At 67.1% G+C, this 15,759-nt stretch carries 14 protein-coding genes and 1 other RNA gene; 5 read left to right on the top strand and 10 right to left on the bottom strand.

Going from position 1 to position 15,759, the window contains the following annotated elements:
* Positions 1 to 29: 29 nt before the first annotated feature.
* Genes murG through mraZ form a run of 9 tightly spaced genes read right to left on the bottom strand, consistent with a single transcriptional unit; the run spans position 30 to position 9,968 of the window.
* On the bottom strand, positions 30 to 1,121 hold the full coding sequence (gene murG, locus IFT65_RS09070) for an undecaprenyldiphospho-muramoylpentapeptide beta-N-acetylglucosaminyltransferase (RefSeq protein WP_192081191.1): 1,092 nt from the start codon (positions 1,119 to 1,121) through the stop codon (positions 30 to 32).
* Positions 1,118 to 2,479: a putative lipid II flippase FtsW gene (ftsW, locus tag IFT65_RS09065; RefSeq protein ID WP_188326074.1), complete on the bottom strand. Its 1,362-nt coding sequence runs from the start codon at positions 2,477 to 2,479 to the stop codon at positions 1,118 to 1,120. The genes murG and ftsW overlap by 4 nt, the downstream gene beginning before the upstream one ends.
* Positions 2,479 to 3,564 carry a phospho-N-acetylmuramoyl-pentapeptide-transferase gene (gene mraY / locus IFT65_RS09060; RefSeq protein WP_188326073.1) on the bottom strand — a complete coding sequence of 362 codons (1,086 nt, stop codon included), beginning with the start codon at positions 3,562 to 3,564 and terminating at the stop codon, positions 2,479 to 2,481. The genes ftsW and mraY overlap by 1 nt, the downstream gene beginning before the upstream one ends.
* The gene (murF, locus tag IFT65_RS09055; protein WP_192081190.1) at positions 3,554 to 4,948 is read right to left on the bottom strand and encodes a UDP-N-acetylmuramoyl-tripeptide--D-alanyl-D-alanine ligase; all 1,395 of its coding nucleotides are present in this window, start codon (positions 4,946 to 4,948) and stop codon (positions 3,554 to 3,556) included. Before murF ends, mraY begins: the two co-directional genes overlap by 11 nt.
* Positions 4,945 to 6,432 (bottom strand): UDP-N-acetylmuramoyl-L-alanyl-D-glutamate--2,6-diaminopimelate ligase, encoded by a 1,488-nt coding sequence (locus IFT65_RS09050; protein WP_192081189.1) that lies wholly within the window; start codon positions 6,430 to 6,432, stop codon positions 4,945 to 4,947. The genes murF and IFT65_RS09050 overlap by 4 nt, the downstream gene beginning before the upstream one ends.
* Entirely contained in the window at positions 6,429 to 8,282 is a 1,854-nt protein-coding gene (locus IFT65_RS09045; protein ID WP_192081188.1) for a penicillin-binding protein 2, read from the bottom strand. The genes IFT65_RS09050 and IFT65_RS09045 overlap by 4 nt, the downstream gene beginning before the upstream one ends.
* Positions 8,279 to 8,542: a cell division protein FtsL gene (gene ftsL, locus IFT65_RS09040; protein ID WP_188326069.1), complete on the bottom strand. Its 264-nt coding sequence runs from the start codon at positions 8,540 to 8,542 to the stop codon at positions 8,279 to 8,281. Before ftsL ends, IFT65_RS09045 begins: the two co-directional genes overlap by 4 nt.
* Positions 8,539 to 9,507, bottom strand: coding sequence for a 16S rRNA (cytosine(1402)-N(4))-methyltransferase RsmH (rsmH, locus tag IFT65_RS09035; protein WP_192081350.1), 969 nt, complete (start codon positions 9,505 to 9,507; stop codon positions 8,539 to 8,541). Before rsmH ends, ftsL begins: the two co-directional genes overlap by 4 nt.
* A gap of 14 nt (positions 9,508 to 9,521) precedes the next feature.
* The gene (mraZ, locus tag IFT65_RS09030) at positions 9,522 to 9,968 is read right to left on the bottom strand and encodes a division/cell wall cluster transcriptional repressor MraZ (protein ID WP_042613641.1); all 447 of its coding nucleotides are present in this window, start codon (positions 9,966 to 9,968) and stop codon (positions 9,522 to 9,524) included.
* A 324-nt stretch (positions 9,969 to 10,292) separates the two neighbouring features.
* On the opposite strand from mraZ, the gene IFT65_RS09025 reads away from it, so the two are divergent.
* On the top strand, positions 10,293 to 11,045 hold the full coding sequence (locus IFT65_RS09025; protein WP_192081187.1) for an NRDE family protein: 753 nt from the start codon (positions 10,293 to 10,295) through the stop codon (positions 11,043 to 11,045).
* A gap of 145 nt (positions 11,046 to 11,190) precedes the next feature.
* On the top strand, positions 11,191 to 11,676 hold the full coding sequence (locus tag IFT65_RS09020) for a DM13 domain-containing protein (protein WP_192081186.1): 486 nt from the start codon (positions 11,191 to 11,193) through the stop codon (positions 11,674 to 11,676).
* 74 nt (positions 11,677 to 11,750) lie between these two features.
* Here the strand turns inward: IFT65_RS09020 and rnpB are convergent.
* An RNA gene (gene rnpB, locus IFT65_RS09015) (RNase P RNA component class A) lies at positions 11,751 to 12,101 on the bottom strand.
* A gap of 150 nt (positions 12,102 to 12,251) precedes the next feature.
* Between rnpB and IFT65_RS09010 the strand changes: the two genes are divergently transcribed.
* Genes IFT65_RS09010 through IFT65_RS09000 form a run of 3 tightly spaced genes read left to right on the top strand, consistent with a single transcriptional unit; the run spans position 12,252 to position 15,753 of the window.
* The gene (locus IFT65_RS09010; protein ID WP_192081185.1) at positions 12,252 to 13,976 is read left to right on the top strand and encodes a penicillin-binding protein activator; all 1,725 of its coding nucleotides are present in this window, start codon (positions 12,252 to 12,254) and stop codon (positions 13,974 to 13,976) included.
* Complete coding sequence (locus IFT65_RS09005) at positions 13,966 to 14,331, top strand: YraN family protein (RefSeq protein ID WP_192081184.1); 366 nt, start codon at positions 13,966 to 13,968, stop codon at positions 14,329 to 14,331. Before IFT65_RS09010 ends, IFT65_RS09005 begins: the two co-directional genes overlap by 11 nt.
* Positions 14,332 to 14,364: 33 nt before the next feature.
* Positions 14,365 to 15,753, top strand: coding sequence for an FAD-linked oxidase C-terminal domain-containing protein (locus IFT65_RS09000; RefSeq protein ID WP_192081183.1), 1,389 nt, complete (start codon positions 14,365 to 14,367; stop codon positions 15,751 to 15,753).
* The last annotated feature ends 6 nt before the right edge of the window (positions 15,754 to 15,759 follow it).

Below are 15,759 nucleotides of genomic sequence, written 5' to 3'. Positions count from 1 at the left end.
CGTGTCGGCGCGCTGGCGCGGCACAGTGTTCATACAGCTTCCTCGAGGATGATATCGGCGATGCGCTCTGCGGCATCGACCTTGGCCAGCGCACGTGCGGCTTTCGCCATCTGCATGCGGCGGGCGGGATTTTCGGATAGTTCACGCAACAGTGACGTGATGCCGGTGACCAGCGCATCGCCCTGCTTCAGCAGCACGGCGGCATCGCGCTCGACCAGGTATTCCGCATTGCGCGTCTGGTGATCATCGACCGCGGCCGGGAACGGCACCAGCACGCTGCCGACGCCCACGGCACACAGCTCGGCGAGAGTGGACGCGCCGGACCGGCACACCACGACGTCAGCCCACGCGAAGGCATCGGCCATGTCGGCGATGAACGGCGTGATCTCGGCGGTGACCCCGGCCTTGGCATAGGCCTCCACCGCCTCGGCGTGCATTTTCTCGCCGCTCTGGTGGCGCACCTGCACCGGATGGGAAGCACCCAATGCGGCGATCGCCTGCGGGACGCCCATGTTCAAGGCGCGCGCGCCCTGGCTTCCGCCCACCACCAGCACACGCAATGGACCAGTGCGACCGGCAAAGCGCTGCTCGGGCGGTGCAATCGCAGCGATCTCGGCGCGCACCGGGTTGCCGACGGCTTCTTCGCGTGCGGCGAAGCTGCCGGGGAAACCGGTCAGCACGCGCTGCGCAAAGCGGGAGAGGAAGCGGTTGGTCATGCCGGGTGCGCGGTTCTGCTCATGCACCAGCAGGGGCAGCCCATGCAGACGCGCAGCCAGCCCGCCCGGTCCGGAGGCGTAACCGCCGAACGCGATCACCGCACGCGGATGACGGTCGCGCAGGATGAAGCCTGCCTGGCGGATCGCACGCAGCAGACGCCACGGCGCGCCCAGCAGGGCCAGCTTGCCCTTGCCGCGCAGCCCGGCGATATCCAGCGTATCGATCGGCACGTCATGCTGCGGCACCAGGCGGGTTTCCATCTGTCCGACAGCGCCCAGCCAAGTGACCGGGATACCGCGCGCGCGTAGCACCTTGGCCACTGCCAGACCGGGGAAGATGTGCCCGCCGGTACCACCGGCAAGAATCATCACGGGGCGCGGGGCCGCGTCACGCATGGCGCTCATGACAGCCTCCCGAAGGTCGGCTCGACGCGCGTCTGCAGGCGGCTGGTGCCACGCGTGGTGCTGCCCGGCGCCGAGGTGGTCGGCGTCGCGCTCGTACTGGCAGTGGCCGGTGCGCCCGCATTGGCGACGCGGGACGGCTTCGGCGTCGCGGCCGGCCCCGCTGGCGGAGCGGTCACGATCTCGTCGGCCACCTCATCGCCCCCGCCCATGCGAACGGCATGGCGGCGCTCGGCGCGATCCAGCTCGTACGACACGCGCAGCAGCAACCCCATCGCGACGCAGGTCATCAGCACGCTGGAACCGCCCGACGAGATCAACGGCAAGGTCAGCCCCTTGGTCGGCAGGATGCCCAGGTTGACCCCGATCGAGACGAAGCTCTGCATGCTGATCCACAGCCCGATGCCGAAGGCCACGTAGCCGGAGAAGTGGCGCTTCATCTCCACGCAGCGCATGCCCAGCCACAGCGTGCGACCCACCAGCAGCGCGTACAGCGCGATCACCAGGCAGGTGCCGAGGAAACCCAGCTCTTCGGCCGTGACCGAGAAGATGAAGTCGGTATGTGCCTCGGGCAGGTAATAGAGCTTCTGCACCGAGTTGCCCAGGCCCACGCCGGTCCATTCGCCGCGGCCGACGGCCATCAGCGCGTTGGACAGCTGGTAGCCGTCGCCCTGCTGGTCGGCCCACGGGTCCAGGAAGGAGGTGATGCGGCGCATGCGGTACGGTTCGATGATCGCCAGCGCGCTCATGCCGACCATGCCGATGATCACCGGCATCGACATGCGCGGCATGTTGACCCCGCCCAACACCAGCATGCCGGCGGTGATCGCCAGCAGCAGCGTGGACGAGCCGAAGTCGGGCTGCAGCAGCATCAGCACCACCAGCGCCCCGGCCACGCCCAGCGGCTTCAGCATGGCCGGCCACGTCGCGTTCACCTCGTCCCGGAAGCGCACCAGGTAGCTGGACAGCCACACGATGTAGAGCACCTTGACCGCTTCGACCGTCTGGAACTTGGACACGCCGAGATTGATCCAGCGACGTGCCCCGTTGACGCTGCTGCCGAGGCCCGGCACGAATACCACCACCAGCAAGGCGAAGCAGCCCAGCAGCAGCAGCTGGTTGTACTGCTCGATGGTCTTCAGTTCAGTGCGCATGGCCAGCCCGGCCAGCACGATGCCCACCGCCAGGAAGATCAGATGGCGATTGAGGTAATAGAACGGGCTGCTCATCAGCGCGATCGAGCTCGACGCGACCATCACCACGCCCAGCCCGGTCAGCGCGATGATCGCGCCGAGCAGCCACTTGTCGAAGTGGCCTCCGATGGCTTCAAGGCGTGTTGCCTGGCGCGAGAGATCATTCATCAGCGCACCTTCAACGTGGCCAGACCGACCAGCACCAGCACCACCGAAATAATCCAGAAGCGCACGATCACGCGCGGCTCCGGCCAGCCCTTCAGCTCGAAGTGGTGATGGATCGGCGCCATGCGGAACACGCGCTTGCCGGTCAGCTTGAACGAGGCGACCTGGATCATCACCGACAAGGTTTCAACCACGAAGACGCCGCCCATGATCACCAGCACCAGCTCCTGGCGCACGATCACCGCGATGGTCCCCAGCACGGCGCCCAGCGCCAGCGCACCGATGTCGCCCATGAAGACCATGGCCGGGTAGGTGTTGAACCACAGGAAGCCCAGGCCCGCGCCGGCGATGGCGGCGCAGATGATGACCAGCTCACCCGCTCCGGGGATCTGCGGAATCTGCAGGTAGTTGGAGAACACCACGTTGCCGGACGCGTAGGCGAACACGCCCAGCGCGCAGGCGACCAGCACGGTCGGCATGATCGCCAGGCCGTCCAGGCCATCGGTCAGGTTGACCGCATTCGAAAAGCCCACGATCCAGAAGTACGCGATGGCCACGAAGCTGATGCCCGCCAGCGGCAGCGCCACCGACTTGAACATCGGAATGTAGAACGTCAGCGCGGAGGGCACGTCGGCGGTGAAGTAAAGGAACAGGCCAGCGGCCAGGCCGAAGATCGACTGCAGCAGGTACTTCCAGCGCGACTTCAGGCCATTCGGGTCACGGCGGACGATCTTGATCCAGTCGTCGTACCAGCCGATCGCACCGAAGCAGATCATCACCGCCAGCACCAGCCACACGTAGCGGTTGCTCAGGTCGGCCCAGGCCAGCACCGCGAGGGTGACCGTCAGCAGGATCAACGAACCGCCCATGGTCGGCGTGCCGGCCTTGGCGAAATGGGTCTGCGGGCCATCCTTGCGGATCGGCTGCCCGCCCTTGAACTGGGCGAGCCTGCGGATCACGGCCGGGCCCATCCACAGCGACAGGAACAGCGCCGTCAGTGCCGCCAGGATGGCGCGGAACGTCTGGTAGTTGAAGAGCGCAAACGAGCTCTCGAACTGCTGCAGCCAGCGGGCCAGTTCATACAACATGAGGCGATTCCTCTCCTTGCGCGAGCAGCGCTTTCACAATCTTGTCCATGGCGCTGCCACGGGAGCCCTTGACCAGGCAGCGCACGCCCGCATGCAGTTCCTGCTGCAGGGCCTGCGCAAGCGCGTCATGGGTTTCAAAAGAACGACCGCCTTCACCGAAGGCAGCAGAAGCCGAGGCGCTGAGCGGCCCCAGCGTGTACAGCCGCTTGAGCCCGGCCTGACGTGCACGCAGGCCTGCCTGCGCGTGCAGCGCGGCTGCATCGGGGCCGAGTTCGCGCATGTCACCCAGTACCAGCCAGCCGTCGTCACCGCTGCCGGCCAACGCCTCGATGGCAGCCACCAGCGAACCCGGATTGGCGTTGTAGCTGTCGTCCACCAGAACGGCCCCGCTGTGCAACCGATGGGCGATCTGGCGTCCCGGCACCGGTTCGGTGACGGCCAGCGCCGCCACGACATGCGCCAACGGGATGCCGGCGGCCAGTGCGAGTGCGGTGGCCGCAAGCGCGTTGCCGATGTTGTGGCGACCCGGCAACGGCAGCGACACCGCAGCCTGCCCGACCGGCGTGTGCAGCTCGAAATGACTGCCCGCCGCATCGAAGCGGATTGCCGAGGCGAACACGTCGGCACTGTGCTCCAGGCCGAAACGCAACACTGCGCAGCGCGGCGGGGTGCCGATGAAATGCTGCTCGAACCAAGGCGCAAAGGCGTCGTCGGCATTGATCACCGCCACGCCGTCCGCCGGCAGGGCCGCGTAGATCGCGCCCTTGGTGTTGGCCACACCCTGCAGGCTGCCCATCCGCTCCAGATGGGCGGCCGCGATGTTGTTCACCAGCGACCAGCGCGGACGGACGATGTCGGTCAGGTACGCGATGTCACCCGGCTTGCCGGCGCCCATCTCGTACACGGCGAAATCCGCGTCTTCCGGCGCGTCGATCACGGCCAATGGCAGGCCGATCTCATTGTTGCGGTTGCCCGGATTGGCATAGACCACCTTGCCGGCGATCTGCGCGTGCTGCTGCAGGATGCCCAGCAGCAGCGCCTTGACGCTGGTCTTGCCGTTGCTGCCGGTGATGGCGAACACACCAGTGGCGCGGTCGCGCTGCATGCCGGCGGCGATGCGCGCCAGGGCCAGCTCGCTGTCGGCCACCAGCACCTGCGGCAGGGTCAAGGGCAGCAGGCGTTCGACCAGCAGTGCACTGGCGCCGCGCGCAAGCGCATCTGCACCGAAATCATGTCCATCGAAGCGCTCGCCACGCAGCGCCACGTACAGGCTGCCGGCCGCCATCTGACGGGTATCGTTGCTGATCGCGTCGATGGCCGCATCGTCACCGTGGATCTCTCCACCGGCCCAATGGGCGATCAACGACAGCAGGGTGCGCCTCATGGCGTCACCTCCTGCACCGCAGCGACCAGCGCGGCAGCGGCGACGTCGGTGTCATCGAAGGCATGGCGTACTCCGGCGACTTCCTGGTAGGGCTCGTGGCCCTTGCCGGCGATCAGCACGATGTCACCCGGTCCCGCCCCGCCGATCGCCAAGGCGATGGCACGCGCGCGGTCACGCTGGACCACCACCTTGTCGGCACTGTCGAAGCCGGCAAGGATATCGGCCACGATGCGGTCACCGTCTTCGCTGCGCGGATTGTCGTCGGTGACGATCACCTGGTCAGCCAGCCGTTCGGCAATGGCCGCCATCTGGGGCCGCTTGCCGGTATCCCGTTCGCCGCCACAGCCGAACACGCAGACCAGGCGGCCGTCGACATGCCCACGCAGGCTGTCCAGTGCCTGTTCCAGGGCATCCGGCGTATGCGCGTAATCGATCACGACCGTCGGCTGCCCCGCTTCGCCGCCGAGGCGGTTCATCCGCCCGCGGATCGGTTGCAACTGCGCCAGCACCTCGACGATGACATCCAGCGGCTGCCCCAGCGCATGGAGCACACCGGCCACCGTCAACAGGTTGTCTACATTGAAGCGGCCAAGCAGCGGCGAGCGCACACCGCGCGACTGCCCGTCGAGTGTCAACGTGAACGCTACACCCAGGCCGTCCAGCACGATCCCGCTCGCCCGCACGCTGGCCTGCGGCGCACCGCGCGAGCTGACGCCCACCGCCTTCTGGCTGGCCGGCACGCGCGCATGCAACGTGGCACCGAATGCGTCATCGAGATTGACCACCGACGCACGCAGTCCGGCGCGATGGAACAGCCGCTCTTTGGCTGCACCGTAGGTATGCATGTCGCCGTGGTAGTCGAGATGGTCACGGGTGAGGTTGGTGAACACGGCCACGTCGTAATGCACGGCATCCACACGGCCCTGGTCCAGCGCATGCGAGCTGACTTCCATCGCGATGGCCTGCGCACCGGCGTCGCGCAGGTCGGCCAGCAGCGCATGCATCTGCAGCACCAGCGGCGTGGTGAACCCCGTCGGCTGCACGTCGCCGAACAGGCCGGCGCCCAAGGTACCGATGCTGCCGCTGCGGGTGCCCAGCAGCTGCCAGGCCTGGGCCAGCAGTTGCACGGTGGACGTCTTGCCGTTGGTGCCGGTGACACCCACCATGGTCATCGCGCGCGACGGCGCGCCGTGGAACTGGTCGGCCATCGCGCCCATGCGCGCGCGCAGGCCCGGCACGGCAATGGCATCCGATGGTGCAGGCAGCTCCGCAGGGGCCGGCGCTTCGAACAGGATGGCGACTGCACCATTGGCACGCGCCTGCTCGACGAAGCCCAGGCCATGTGCGCCGAACCCGGCGATCGCCACGAAGGCATCACCCGGTTGCACGGCGCGGCTGTCCATCACCAGGCCGCGGATATCCACATCCCGACCGGCCAGGGCCACGTCAGGCAGCAGGCGGGAAAGCGCCATCGTGCGGCTCATTGCGTGCCCCCGGTCGGTGCGGACACCGGCGTCGCAGGTGCCTGCGCGGTCGGCAGGGCCGCATCGAATTCGGCGGCGGCATCGGGAGGCAGCACGGCGTCGGCCGGGGGCGTCGGCAACACCGAGGCGGAATGCCCGGTCTTGCCGGACTGCTGCGCGGCCAGCCACGATTGGATATCGTCCGGCGGCACGTCCATCAGGCGCAGCGCACCGTCCATCACATTGTGGAAGACCGGTGCCGCCACTAGGCCGCCGTAGTATTTGCCGGCCTGCGGATCATTGATCACGATCACCGTGGCAAAGCGCGGGTTGCTGGCCGGCACCACGCCGGCGAACAGCGCGTTGTAATGCCCGCGCTCGTAACCGCCGGGGCCTGCCTTGCGCGCCGTACCGGTCTTGCCGGCCACGTGATACCCCAGCACGGCCGCCTGCTTGGCGCCGCCCTGGGTCACCACGGTTTCCATCATCGCCACCACTTCTTTGGCGATCTGCGGGTCCAGGATCTGACGCGCTTCGTTGTGCTGGCCTTTGACGAAGGTCGGCGGAATCAATTTGCCGCCGTTGCCCAGCGCCGAGTATGCCGTGGCGATCTGGAGGGGCGTGACCGACAGTCCGTAGCCATACGACATGGTGGTCTTGGAGGGGCCACTCCAGCGCGCGGGACGCGGCAGCACGCCGGCGGATTCGCCGGGAAAACCGCTGCCCGGACGCGAGCCATAGCCGAAACTGTGGATCGAATCGTAGAACACCTGGTCGGGCAGCTTGGCCGCGATCTTGGCTGCGCCCACGTTCGAGCTGCGGGTGATCACGCCGGTCACGTTGAGCACGCCGTTGTTCCGCGGCACGTCGCGGATGGTGTAGCGCCCCAGTGACATGTAACCGGGGTTGGTATCGATGATGGTGTCCTTGGTCACCACGCCGGCCTGCAGTGCAGACGCGATGGTGATCGGCTTCATCGTCGAACCGGGCTCGACCAGGTCGGTCACCGCGCGGTTGCGACGGGTGTCCGGGATCGCGCCCTGAAGCGAGTTCGGGTTATAGGTCGGCAGGTTGACCATCGCCAGCACTTCACCGGTAGCCACGTCCATGATCACCATCGAACCGCCGGCGGCCTTGTTGGCGACCAGCGCGTTGCGCAGCTCCTTGTACGCCAGGTACTGGATGCGCCGATCGATGCTCAGGGTCAGGTCCTTGCCCGGCGTGGCGGCACGCAGCAGATCACTTTCAACCGTCTCGCCCTTGCGGTTGCGGATGATCCGCTTGGCACCGGGCTCACCGCGCAGCCACTCGTCGAAGGCCAGCTCCAGCCCTTCCTGGCCGCGATCATCGATGTTGGTGAAACCCAGCACGTGGGCCATCGCCTCACCCTGCGGGTAGAAGCGGCGGAACTCACGCTGTGCAGCCACGCCTGGAATCTTCAGGGCGACCACTTTCTCTGCGTCGTCCGGGTTGATCCGGCGACGCAGGTACATGAATTCCTTGTCCGACTTCTGGCTCAGCCGGCTGCTCAGGTCGTCCACCGCCAACCCCAGCGCGCTGGCCAGTTCAGGAATGCGGTCCGGCGAGCGCAGCAGTTCCTGCGGGTTCACCCAGATAGAGGCCACCGGCGTGGACACCGCCACCGGCTCGCCATTGCGGTCGGTGATCATGCCGCGCGAGGTCTTGATCGGCAGTTCGCGCAGGTAGCGTGCTTCGCCCTGGCGTTGATAGAAGTCGCTGTTGATCAGCTGCACATACGCGGCACGGCCCACCAGCGATACCGAGCACAGGCCAAGCGCCAGCGCGACCCAGCGCAGCCGTTGGCGCAGGTTGAAGGCATTGCGGGGGCGGTTGCGGCCGGTCCGGCTCATGGGCGGATCACCACCACGTCGGCGGCTTCGGGAAACTTCATGCCCAGTTTCTCGCGGGCCACCTGGTCCACGCGATTGGCTTCTGCCAACGTGGCCTGCTCCAGCTGCAGCCGGCCGAATTCGATGTTCAGCTCATCGCGCACGCGCTCGGCGCGCGCCAGTTCGATGAACGTCTGGCGGTGGCGGTGGCGCACGAAGACCACCCCGATCGCCGAGGCGATCGTGCAGGCCAGCAGCACGATGAGGATGAGCCGGCTCACCCGGCCACCTCACGCTTCTGGGCCACGCGCAATACCGCGCTGCGGGCGCGCGGATTGACGGCCAGCTCGTCGTCATTGGCCTTGATCGCACCGCCGATCAGGTCCAGCGTTGGCACGAAGGCCTGCTGCTCCGGCAGACGGCGATTACTCGGAGGCGCCTTGGCCAACCGGTTGAAGTACTGCTTGACGATGCGGTCTTCCAGCGAATGGAAGCTGATGACGGCCAATCGGCCACCCGGCTTCAGCCGTTCCACGGCGGCGACCAGGCCGGCTTCGAGGTCGGCCAGTTCACGGTTGATGTGGATGCGGATCGCCTGGAAGCTGCGCGTGGCCGGATGGATCTTGTCCTTGCCACGCGGCATCGCCGACGCGATCAGGTCAGCCAGTTCCCCCGTACGGGTGAACGCCTGCTTCTGCCGCTGCGCCACGATGGCCCGCGCGATACGGCGGCTCATACGCTCCTCACCGTAGGTCCACAGCACGTCGGCGATCTCGGTGTCGTCGGCGCGTGCCAGCCACTGGGCCGCGCTCTCGCCGCTGTCCGGGTCCATGCGCATGTCCAGCGGGCCGTCCTTGCCGAAGCTGAAGCCCCGCTCGGCCACGTCCAGCTGCGGCGAGGAAACGCCGAGGTCGAACAGCACGCCATCCAGGCCGTCGGCCGTCTGCTCCCACTGCAGCAACTGGGCAAAGCTGCCACGGAAGATCGACACGCGCGGGTCGGGCGCGAAGTCGCGCTCGGCGGCCGCGATGGCTTCCGGATCCTTGTCCATCAACAGCAGGCGGCCTGCGCCACCAAGCTGGGCCAGTACGCCACGCGCATGCCCGCCACGGCCGAACGTGCCGTCGAGGTACACACCGTCTTCGATCACCCTCAGGCCTTCAAGGACCTGGGTGTACAGGACCGGCAGATGACCCGCCGGCGACTGCGACACCGGGAGGTGACCGGCCTGCGCTGTTCCGCGCACCCGGGCACCCCGGCTCACAATTTCAGATCGAGAAGCCCATCGCCCAGATCCTCGTCAGACAATGTCTGCTGGATCAATGCGCGGTGCGCCTGCTCGCTCCAAAGTTCGAATTTGTCACCCATGCCGAGCAATACCGCCTTTTTTTCGATGCCCACCGCGCCGCGGTGGCTGGCGGGGATGCTGATGCGGCCGTTGCCGTCCAGTTCCAGGTGTGCGGCCGAACCGACCAGCTTCTGCTGCAGCAGCCGAACGACCCGCTGGGTGTTCGGCTTGGCCATCACGTCGTCCCGCACGCGCTCCCACTCCGATTCCGCGTACAGCCAGAGGCAGCCGGATTCAAAGGGGTTGTAGGTCAGGACCAGCCGGTTGTTGCTCACACGCGCAACGAGGTCGCGATGAACGGTTGGAACCGCCATGCGCCCTTTATCGTCAACCGTGATGGCCGTCTCGCCCTGAAACACGACGCGTGCACCTTTCCTTCAGATGGATGAAACATTGAACCACGAAAAACCACAAAAGACCCGGTTTTCCCTCTGATGCCCACCTTATCAGCGGTCAAAGGGTTGTCAACAACTTTTGCAGGGGGAAATCACCTGTGCCATCAATGGCTTGCAGCAATCTTTAGAGACTTGTTCAAGGCTTATCCACAAGTTGCTGTTTCGTCTCAAATTTTGAGATTGGGGCGAAGTTCAGGGGTGTGTAGAGGGCGTGAAACATGTGATGCGCATTCATTGACTGTGCCGATCCCGTAGCGAGGTGTTGCGCAAAACAGCACAATGCGACGCATGTGCCTACTTGCTCTGGCTTGGCTCCACCACCCGCGCTGGCGTCTGGTGATGGCCGGCAATCGCGACGAGTTCCACGCCCGCCCAACGGCTCCGCTGTCCCGCTGGAACGACGCACCCCGCGTGATCGGCGGGCGCGACCTGCGCTCCGGCGGCGCCTGGGCCGGTGTCGCCGCCGATGGACGCATGGCGGTGGTGACCAATGTGCGGGATCCGCACGCTGCTCAGGCAGGGGAATCCCGCGGCGCGCTGGTGGCCGACTATCTGCGTGGCACGGTGCCGGCCCACGTATGCGCTGATGGGTTGGCAGGCAGTGCCAGGGCCTACCCGCCGTTCAACCTGCTGTTGGCGGATGCGGACAGCGTGGAGTACGTTGGCAACCATCCGGGCGGTCGGCAGCGGCTCGCCCCTGGCGTGCACGGCATGTCCAATGGCGCACTCGACACCCCTTGGCCGAAGACGCGGCGATTGATGGACGCGATTGCCGACTGGTGTGCGACCGACACCCCCGCGCTTGATCGGCTGTGGGCCGCCCTTGCGGACGAGCATCGGCCTGATCCCACCGACCTGCCGGATACCGGCATCGGCCCCGAACGCGAGCAGTGGCTTGGCACGGCGTTCATCCGCGGCGTCGAGTACGGCACCCGTGCCAGCACGATCATCCTGGTCGACCATGCAGGGGAAGGCGCCATCCACGAGCGACGATTCGGCCCGGGCGGCGCTGCCGAAGGCAAGGGACTGCTGTATTTCTGAACGGACAGCGCGCACCCCAGAGACTCAGGGCTGCCACCGCCATGCCCGTTCGCGGATGCCACTGACAACGGCGCGCTGTCGCGGTGAAGATGAGCATGCCCTGTACCCAGCAGGCTTGTCTTCAACACTGCCGTGGAGTCACCACATGAGCCGACGCTTGTCCTTCCTCGCCGCCAGTCACTTTCTCGTGGCCTGCCTGGGCTTCGGCCTGGGCGTGTACCTGCTCCCCATCCTGACCGCGCCTGCGGATCCGCCGGCGGACGCTGTCATGACGGCGATCAACGATGCGACCTACCACGCCGCGTTCAAGCGCGACCTTCCCGGCAGCGACCGGCTGCACTGGGCTGAAGGCAGCGTCGGTGTCGGCCAGAAGACGATCGCGTTTTCCGGCGAAATGGCGCCAGGGCCGGATTACAAGGTGTATCTCACCCGCGACTACGTGGACACCATCGATGGCTTCCTGAAGGTAAAGGCCCAGGCGCGCCGCGTCGGCGAAGCACGATCCTTCAAACGCCTTCTGATCGACGTCCCGCCGGACGTCAACGTGAAGGACTACACGACGGTGGTGGTGTGGTGTGAAACGTTCTCTAAGTTCATTTCAGCAGCCCAGTATCGCGATCCGGAGCGCTGAGCCATCGCCATGCAGCTCGCCGCCACGCGGCGAGCCCGGCGGGTAAATGCTGCGGCCGGACGTTTTGAAGGAAGTGGCGGAGCCGGCCGATAAGCCGGGTTTTGTCGTGGACAGTCATTCCTCTAGGCGCCGCGTCACCACGGCGCTCAAGCAACCTACCCGGACCCGACGCGGGCCGCGCCATGAGGTCCCTATTTGGTCTTGCTCCAGGTGGGGTTTGCCGTACCGGTCTGTTGCCAGACTCGCGGTGCGCTCTTACCGCACCATTTCACCCTTACCGGCCTTCCGAAGAAGACGTAGGCGGTATCTTTCTGTTGCACTTTCCGTCGGCTCGCGCCGCCCAGGGGTTACCTGGCACCTTGCCCTATGGAGCCCGGACTTTCCTCGGCATCCGCAAGGGATGACGCGACTGTCTGGCCGACTCCGCCGCGCGCATTGTCCCACAGATGCGGCATGGGTAGCGCGGGCGTGGCCAGCGAGCGGTCAACGACGAGTTCAGCGGCGCTGCGAGCTCAAGGGTAGAATCCACCGGTGTACTTGGCCACGGCCGCCGACCTCCCTGCATGGACTCGATCATGAACAAGCCTGTCGTCCGGATCTCCGCCCTGTCACTGTCGTTGCTGCTGCTGGCCGGTTGCGCCACCACCAGCCTGACCAGTGCGCCGGAGTCGCCCGCCCAGAGCCAGGCCCTGCTGCTGATCGAGCAAGGTCGCCCGCGTGATGCCGCCCTGCAGCTGGAAAGCCTGGCCGGCACGCTGCGCGGCACCGCGCGCAGCAATGCACTGGCGGACGCCGCGTTCGCCTGGCACGAAGCAGGCGATGCGACGCGCGCGCGCAGCCTGCTGGCACAGGTGCAGCCGCGCCAGCTGGCCTCGCCCAGCCGCCAGCGCTACCTGCTGGTGACCGCGGAACTGGCCTTGGCCGACAAGCAACCGGCCGCCGCCCTCGCTGCGCTGTCCGAGCCCGGCACGGAGGTACTGCCTGCCCTGGCAGCGCGCTGGCAGTTGGCACGCGCCGCCGCACTGCAGGCCAGCGGCGACAGCTTTGGTGCCGCACAGGAACGTGCACGTGCGAACGCCGGCTTGACCGGGCAGCCCCGCAGTGACAACCAGGCCGCCATTACCGCGCTGCTGGGCAGTCTGGATGACGCGACGCTGCGCTCACGTGCCGGCGCGCTGCCGGCCAATGAGCCGCTGTACAACTTCGCCGGTCGCGCCCTGCTGGCACGTGGCCTGCCGTTGCCACGCCCGTTTGATCGGGATGCGGCCGCGGTGCAGTTCGATACCAGCAAGCGGCCGCCAGCGATGAGCGATGGCTACCGGCCGCCGGTGAAGCTGGCGGTGCTGCTGCCGTTGACCGGGCGCTTGGCCACTGCCGCACAACCTGTGCGTGATGGCCTGCTGACCGGGTACTACGGTGAGAGCCGACGCAAGCCGGAAATAGATTTCATCGACACCGCAGGCACGCCCGCCGGCGCGCTGTCTGCCTACGACAAGGCGGTGAGCAGCGGCGCTGATTTCATCGTCGGCCCGCTGGGGCGCGACGAAGTGGACGCCGTGTACGGCCGCGCGCAACTGCCGGTGCCAGTGCTCGCGTTGAATCGCGGAAAGGGTGCACCGCCGGCCGGCAGCGCGGGTTTCTCGCTGGCACCGGAAGACGATGGCGTCATGGCCGCCGAGTACCTGCGCGGGCGCGAGCGCTCCAAAGTGATCGTCGTGCACAGCAGTGACGACACCGGTCGCCGTACCGCCGCCGCCTTCGCCGAGCGCTTCACCCAGCGCGGCGGCCAGGTACTGGCGACGGTCGCCGTGGCCGATACGGTGGGCGACATCAGCGCGCGCCTGCGTACGGCAGAGCCGGCCGATGGCGTGCTGCTGGCGGTGCGTGCACCGCAGGCGCGGCAGTTGGCTCCGCAACTGGCACTGGCCGGTGTGGGCGGCGGCACGCGCGTGGGCACTTCGCAGCTGACCGTCGGCAGTGGCAAGCCGGAAGAGGATGTTGCCCTGGACGGCATCATCTATCCCAACGAGGCGTGGAACGTGCGGGGCGTGGCAGGACTGCCCAGCGCCAGCAGTGCCGGTCAGCTGTTGCCCAGCGCGCGCGGTGCCGCCGGGCGTCTGTTCGCCTTCGGCTTTGACGCCTGGAAGATCAGCGCCTACATGGAATCGCTGGCAGCCCAGGGCGGCTTGGCCGGCGCAACAGGCACGCTGTACCTGGACGGCGGTGGCAACATCCTGCGCGTTCCTGCCTGGTCCACGTTCAATGGCGGGCGGCCCATGCCGATCGCCAATGCCAACTGACAGAGCCCGTCGCGGGGCCGCGGTCGAGGCGGCCGCCGAGCGCCTGCTGTGTGACGCGGGCTTGCAGGTGTTGGACCGCAATGTGGGCTACCGCGGCGGCGAGCTGGATCGGGTGATGGACCACGACGGCACTGTGGTGTTCGTCGAAGTCCGCTACCGCGCGCGCTCGGATTTCGGCGGCGCAGCGGGGTCGGTCGATGGCCGCAAGCAGCAGCGCTTGATCCTCGCCGCACAGCTCTACCTGCAGTCCCACCCGACGCTCTGCGAGCGACCGTGCCGCTTCGATGTCGTGCAGGCAAGCGGCGAACCACCGCGACTGCACTGGCTGCGCGATGCGTTCCGGCTGGACGGCTGAGCACATCATTCCTTTGCCTCTGCTGGAATCGCGATGAACACCGAACTGCCCGCCACCCTGGTTGCCGAAATGTCCCTGCTGCTCGGCGCCGACGGCTGGCGTACCGACACGGCCGCGCTGGATGCGAACGCGCAGGACAATTCCTGGCGTCGCCAGTTGCCCTTGGCGGTCGCGCTGCCGTCCACCCCAGAGCAGGTGCAGGCCATCGTCAGGGCCTGCCGCGCGCATCGGGTGGCAGTGGTGGCGCGCGGTGCGGGCACCGGCACAACCGGTGCCGCCGTCCCGCTGCAGGGCAGCATCGTGCTGTCGTTCGCGCGCATGGCGCAGATCCTGGCGGTGCGCCCTGGCGACCGCTGCGCCATCGTGCAGCCGGGCGTGCTCAACGGCGATCTGCAGCACGCACTGGCACCCCACGGACTGTTCTGGGCACCGGACCCGTCCAGCGCAGACATCTGCAGTATCGGCGGCAACCTGGCCTGCAACGCGGGCGGACCGCGCGCGGTGAAGTACGGCAGCAGCCGCGACAACGTGCTGGGCGTGGTCGCGGTGACCGGCACTGGCGATCTCATCCGCTGCGGCGGTGCCTACACCAAGGACGCCACGGGCTACGACCTGACGCATCTGCTGATCGGCAGCGAGGGCACGCTGGCCTTGATCGTGGAAGCCACGCTGAAACTCACGCCACTGCCGGTGGCGCAGGCCGGGTTGCGCGTGCTGTACCGCGATGCCGACGCGGCAGCGCAGGCGGTGTCACGGGTGATGGCACAACCGGTCACGCCCACGCGCCTGGAGTTCATGGACGCGCGCAGCCTGCAGTTGTTGCGCGGAAATGGCGCGGACGTGCCCGAGGCCGGTGCCATGCTGCTGATCGAGGCGGACGGCGACCACGACACCCTGCCCTATCTGCTGCAGGCCCTGGCCAGCGCAGCCGAAGGCGATGGCATGCTGTCGCTGGACGTTGCGATGGAAGGTGCCGCGCGCGAAAAGCTGTGGGCTGCACGCAAGGCGCTGTCACCTGCGTTGCGCAGCATCGCACCGGGCAAGATCAACGAGGACGTGGTGGTGCCCGTGTCACGCATCCCGGCCCTGGTCGCCGGCGTGCAGGCCTTGGCACGCGAGTTCGACCTGACCATCGTGACGTTCGGCCATGCGGGCAATGGCAACCTGCACGTCAACATCCTGTATCACCCGGACGACGCCGACGAAAACGCCCGTGCGCACGCGGCCCTGCCGCGTATCTTCGCCTTGACGCTGGCATTGGAAGGGACGCTGTCCGGCGAACACGGGATTGGCTTGGCGAAGCGTGACTTCATGGCGCAGGCCTTCACCGCGGAAACCTTGACCGCGATGCACGCGATCAAGGCCGCCTTGGATCCGGACGGCATACTGAATCCCGGCAAGGTGTTGCCGTCTCCCCAATGAATGGTT

Origin of the sequence: Stenotrophomonas sp. CFBP 13725 (genome assembly GCF_014841935.1) — a bacterium.
In the GTDB taxonomy this organism is placed as follows: Bacteria; Pseudomonadota; Gammaproteobacteria; order Xanthomonadales; family Xanthomonadaceae; genus Stenotrophomonas.
Note: the sequence above shows the minus strand (reverse complement) of the source record. Positions and strands in the feature narration are given on the sequence as shown.

What these genes read in the sequence shown, in the direction of transcription:
- murG (WP_192081191.1), bottom strand. Translation starts at nt 1,121, where the DNA reads ATGAGCGCCATGCGTGACGCGGCCCCGCGCCCCGTGATGATTCTTGCC.
- IFT65_RS09010 (WP_192081185.1), top strand. Translation starts at nt 12,252, where the DNA reads ATGAACAAGCCTGTCGTCCGGATCTCCGCCCTGTCACTGTCGTTGCTG.
- IFT65_RS09020 (WP_192081186.1), top strand. Translation starts at nt 11,191, where the DNA reads ATGAGCCGACGCTTGTCCTTCCTCGCCGCCAGTCACTTTCTCGTGGCC.
- mraY (WP_188326073.1), bottom strand. Translation starts at nt 3,564, where the DNA reads ATGTTGTATGAACTGGCCCGCTGGCTGCAGCAGTTCGAGAGCTCGTTT.
- IFT65_RS09000 (WP_192081183.1), top strand. Translation starts at nt 14,365, where the DNA reads ATGAACACCGAACTGCCCGCCACCCTGGTTGCCGAAATGTCCCTGCTG.
- IFT65_RS09050 (WP_192081189.1), bottom strand. Translation starts at nt 6,432, where the DNA reads ATGAGCCGCACGATGGCGCTTTCCCGCCTGCTGCCTGACGTGGCCCTG.
- murF (WP_192081190.1), bottom strand. Translation starts at nt 4,948, where the DNA reads ATGAGGCGCACCCTGCTGTCGTTGATCGCCCATTGGGCCGGTGGAGAG.
- IFT65_RS09025 (WP_192081187.1), top strand. Translation starts at nt 10,293, where the DNA reads ATGTGCCTACTTGCTCTGGCTTGGCTCCACCACCCGCGCTGGCGTCTG.
- ftsW (WP_188326074.1), bottom strand. Translation starts at nt 2,479, where the DNA reads ATGAATGATCTCTCGCGCCAGGCAACACGCCTTGAAGCCATCGGAGGC.
- IFT65_RS09045 (WP_192081188.1), bottom strand. Translation starts at nt 8,282, where the DNA reads ATGAGCCGGACCGGCCGCAACCGCCCCCGCAATGCCTTCAACCTGCGC.
- IFT65_RS09005 (WP_192081184.1), top strand. Translation starts at nt 13,966, where the DNA reads ATGCCAACTGACAGAGCCCGTCGCGGGGCCGCGGTCGAGGCGGCCGCC.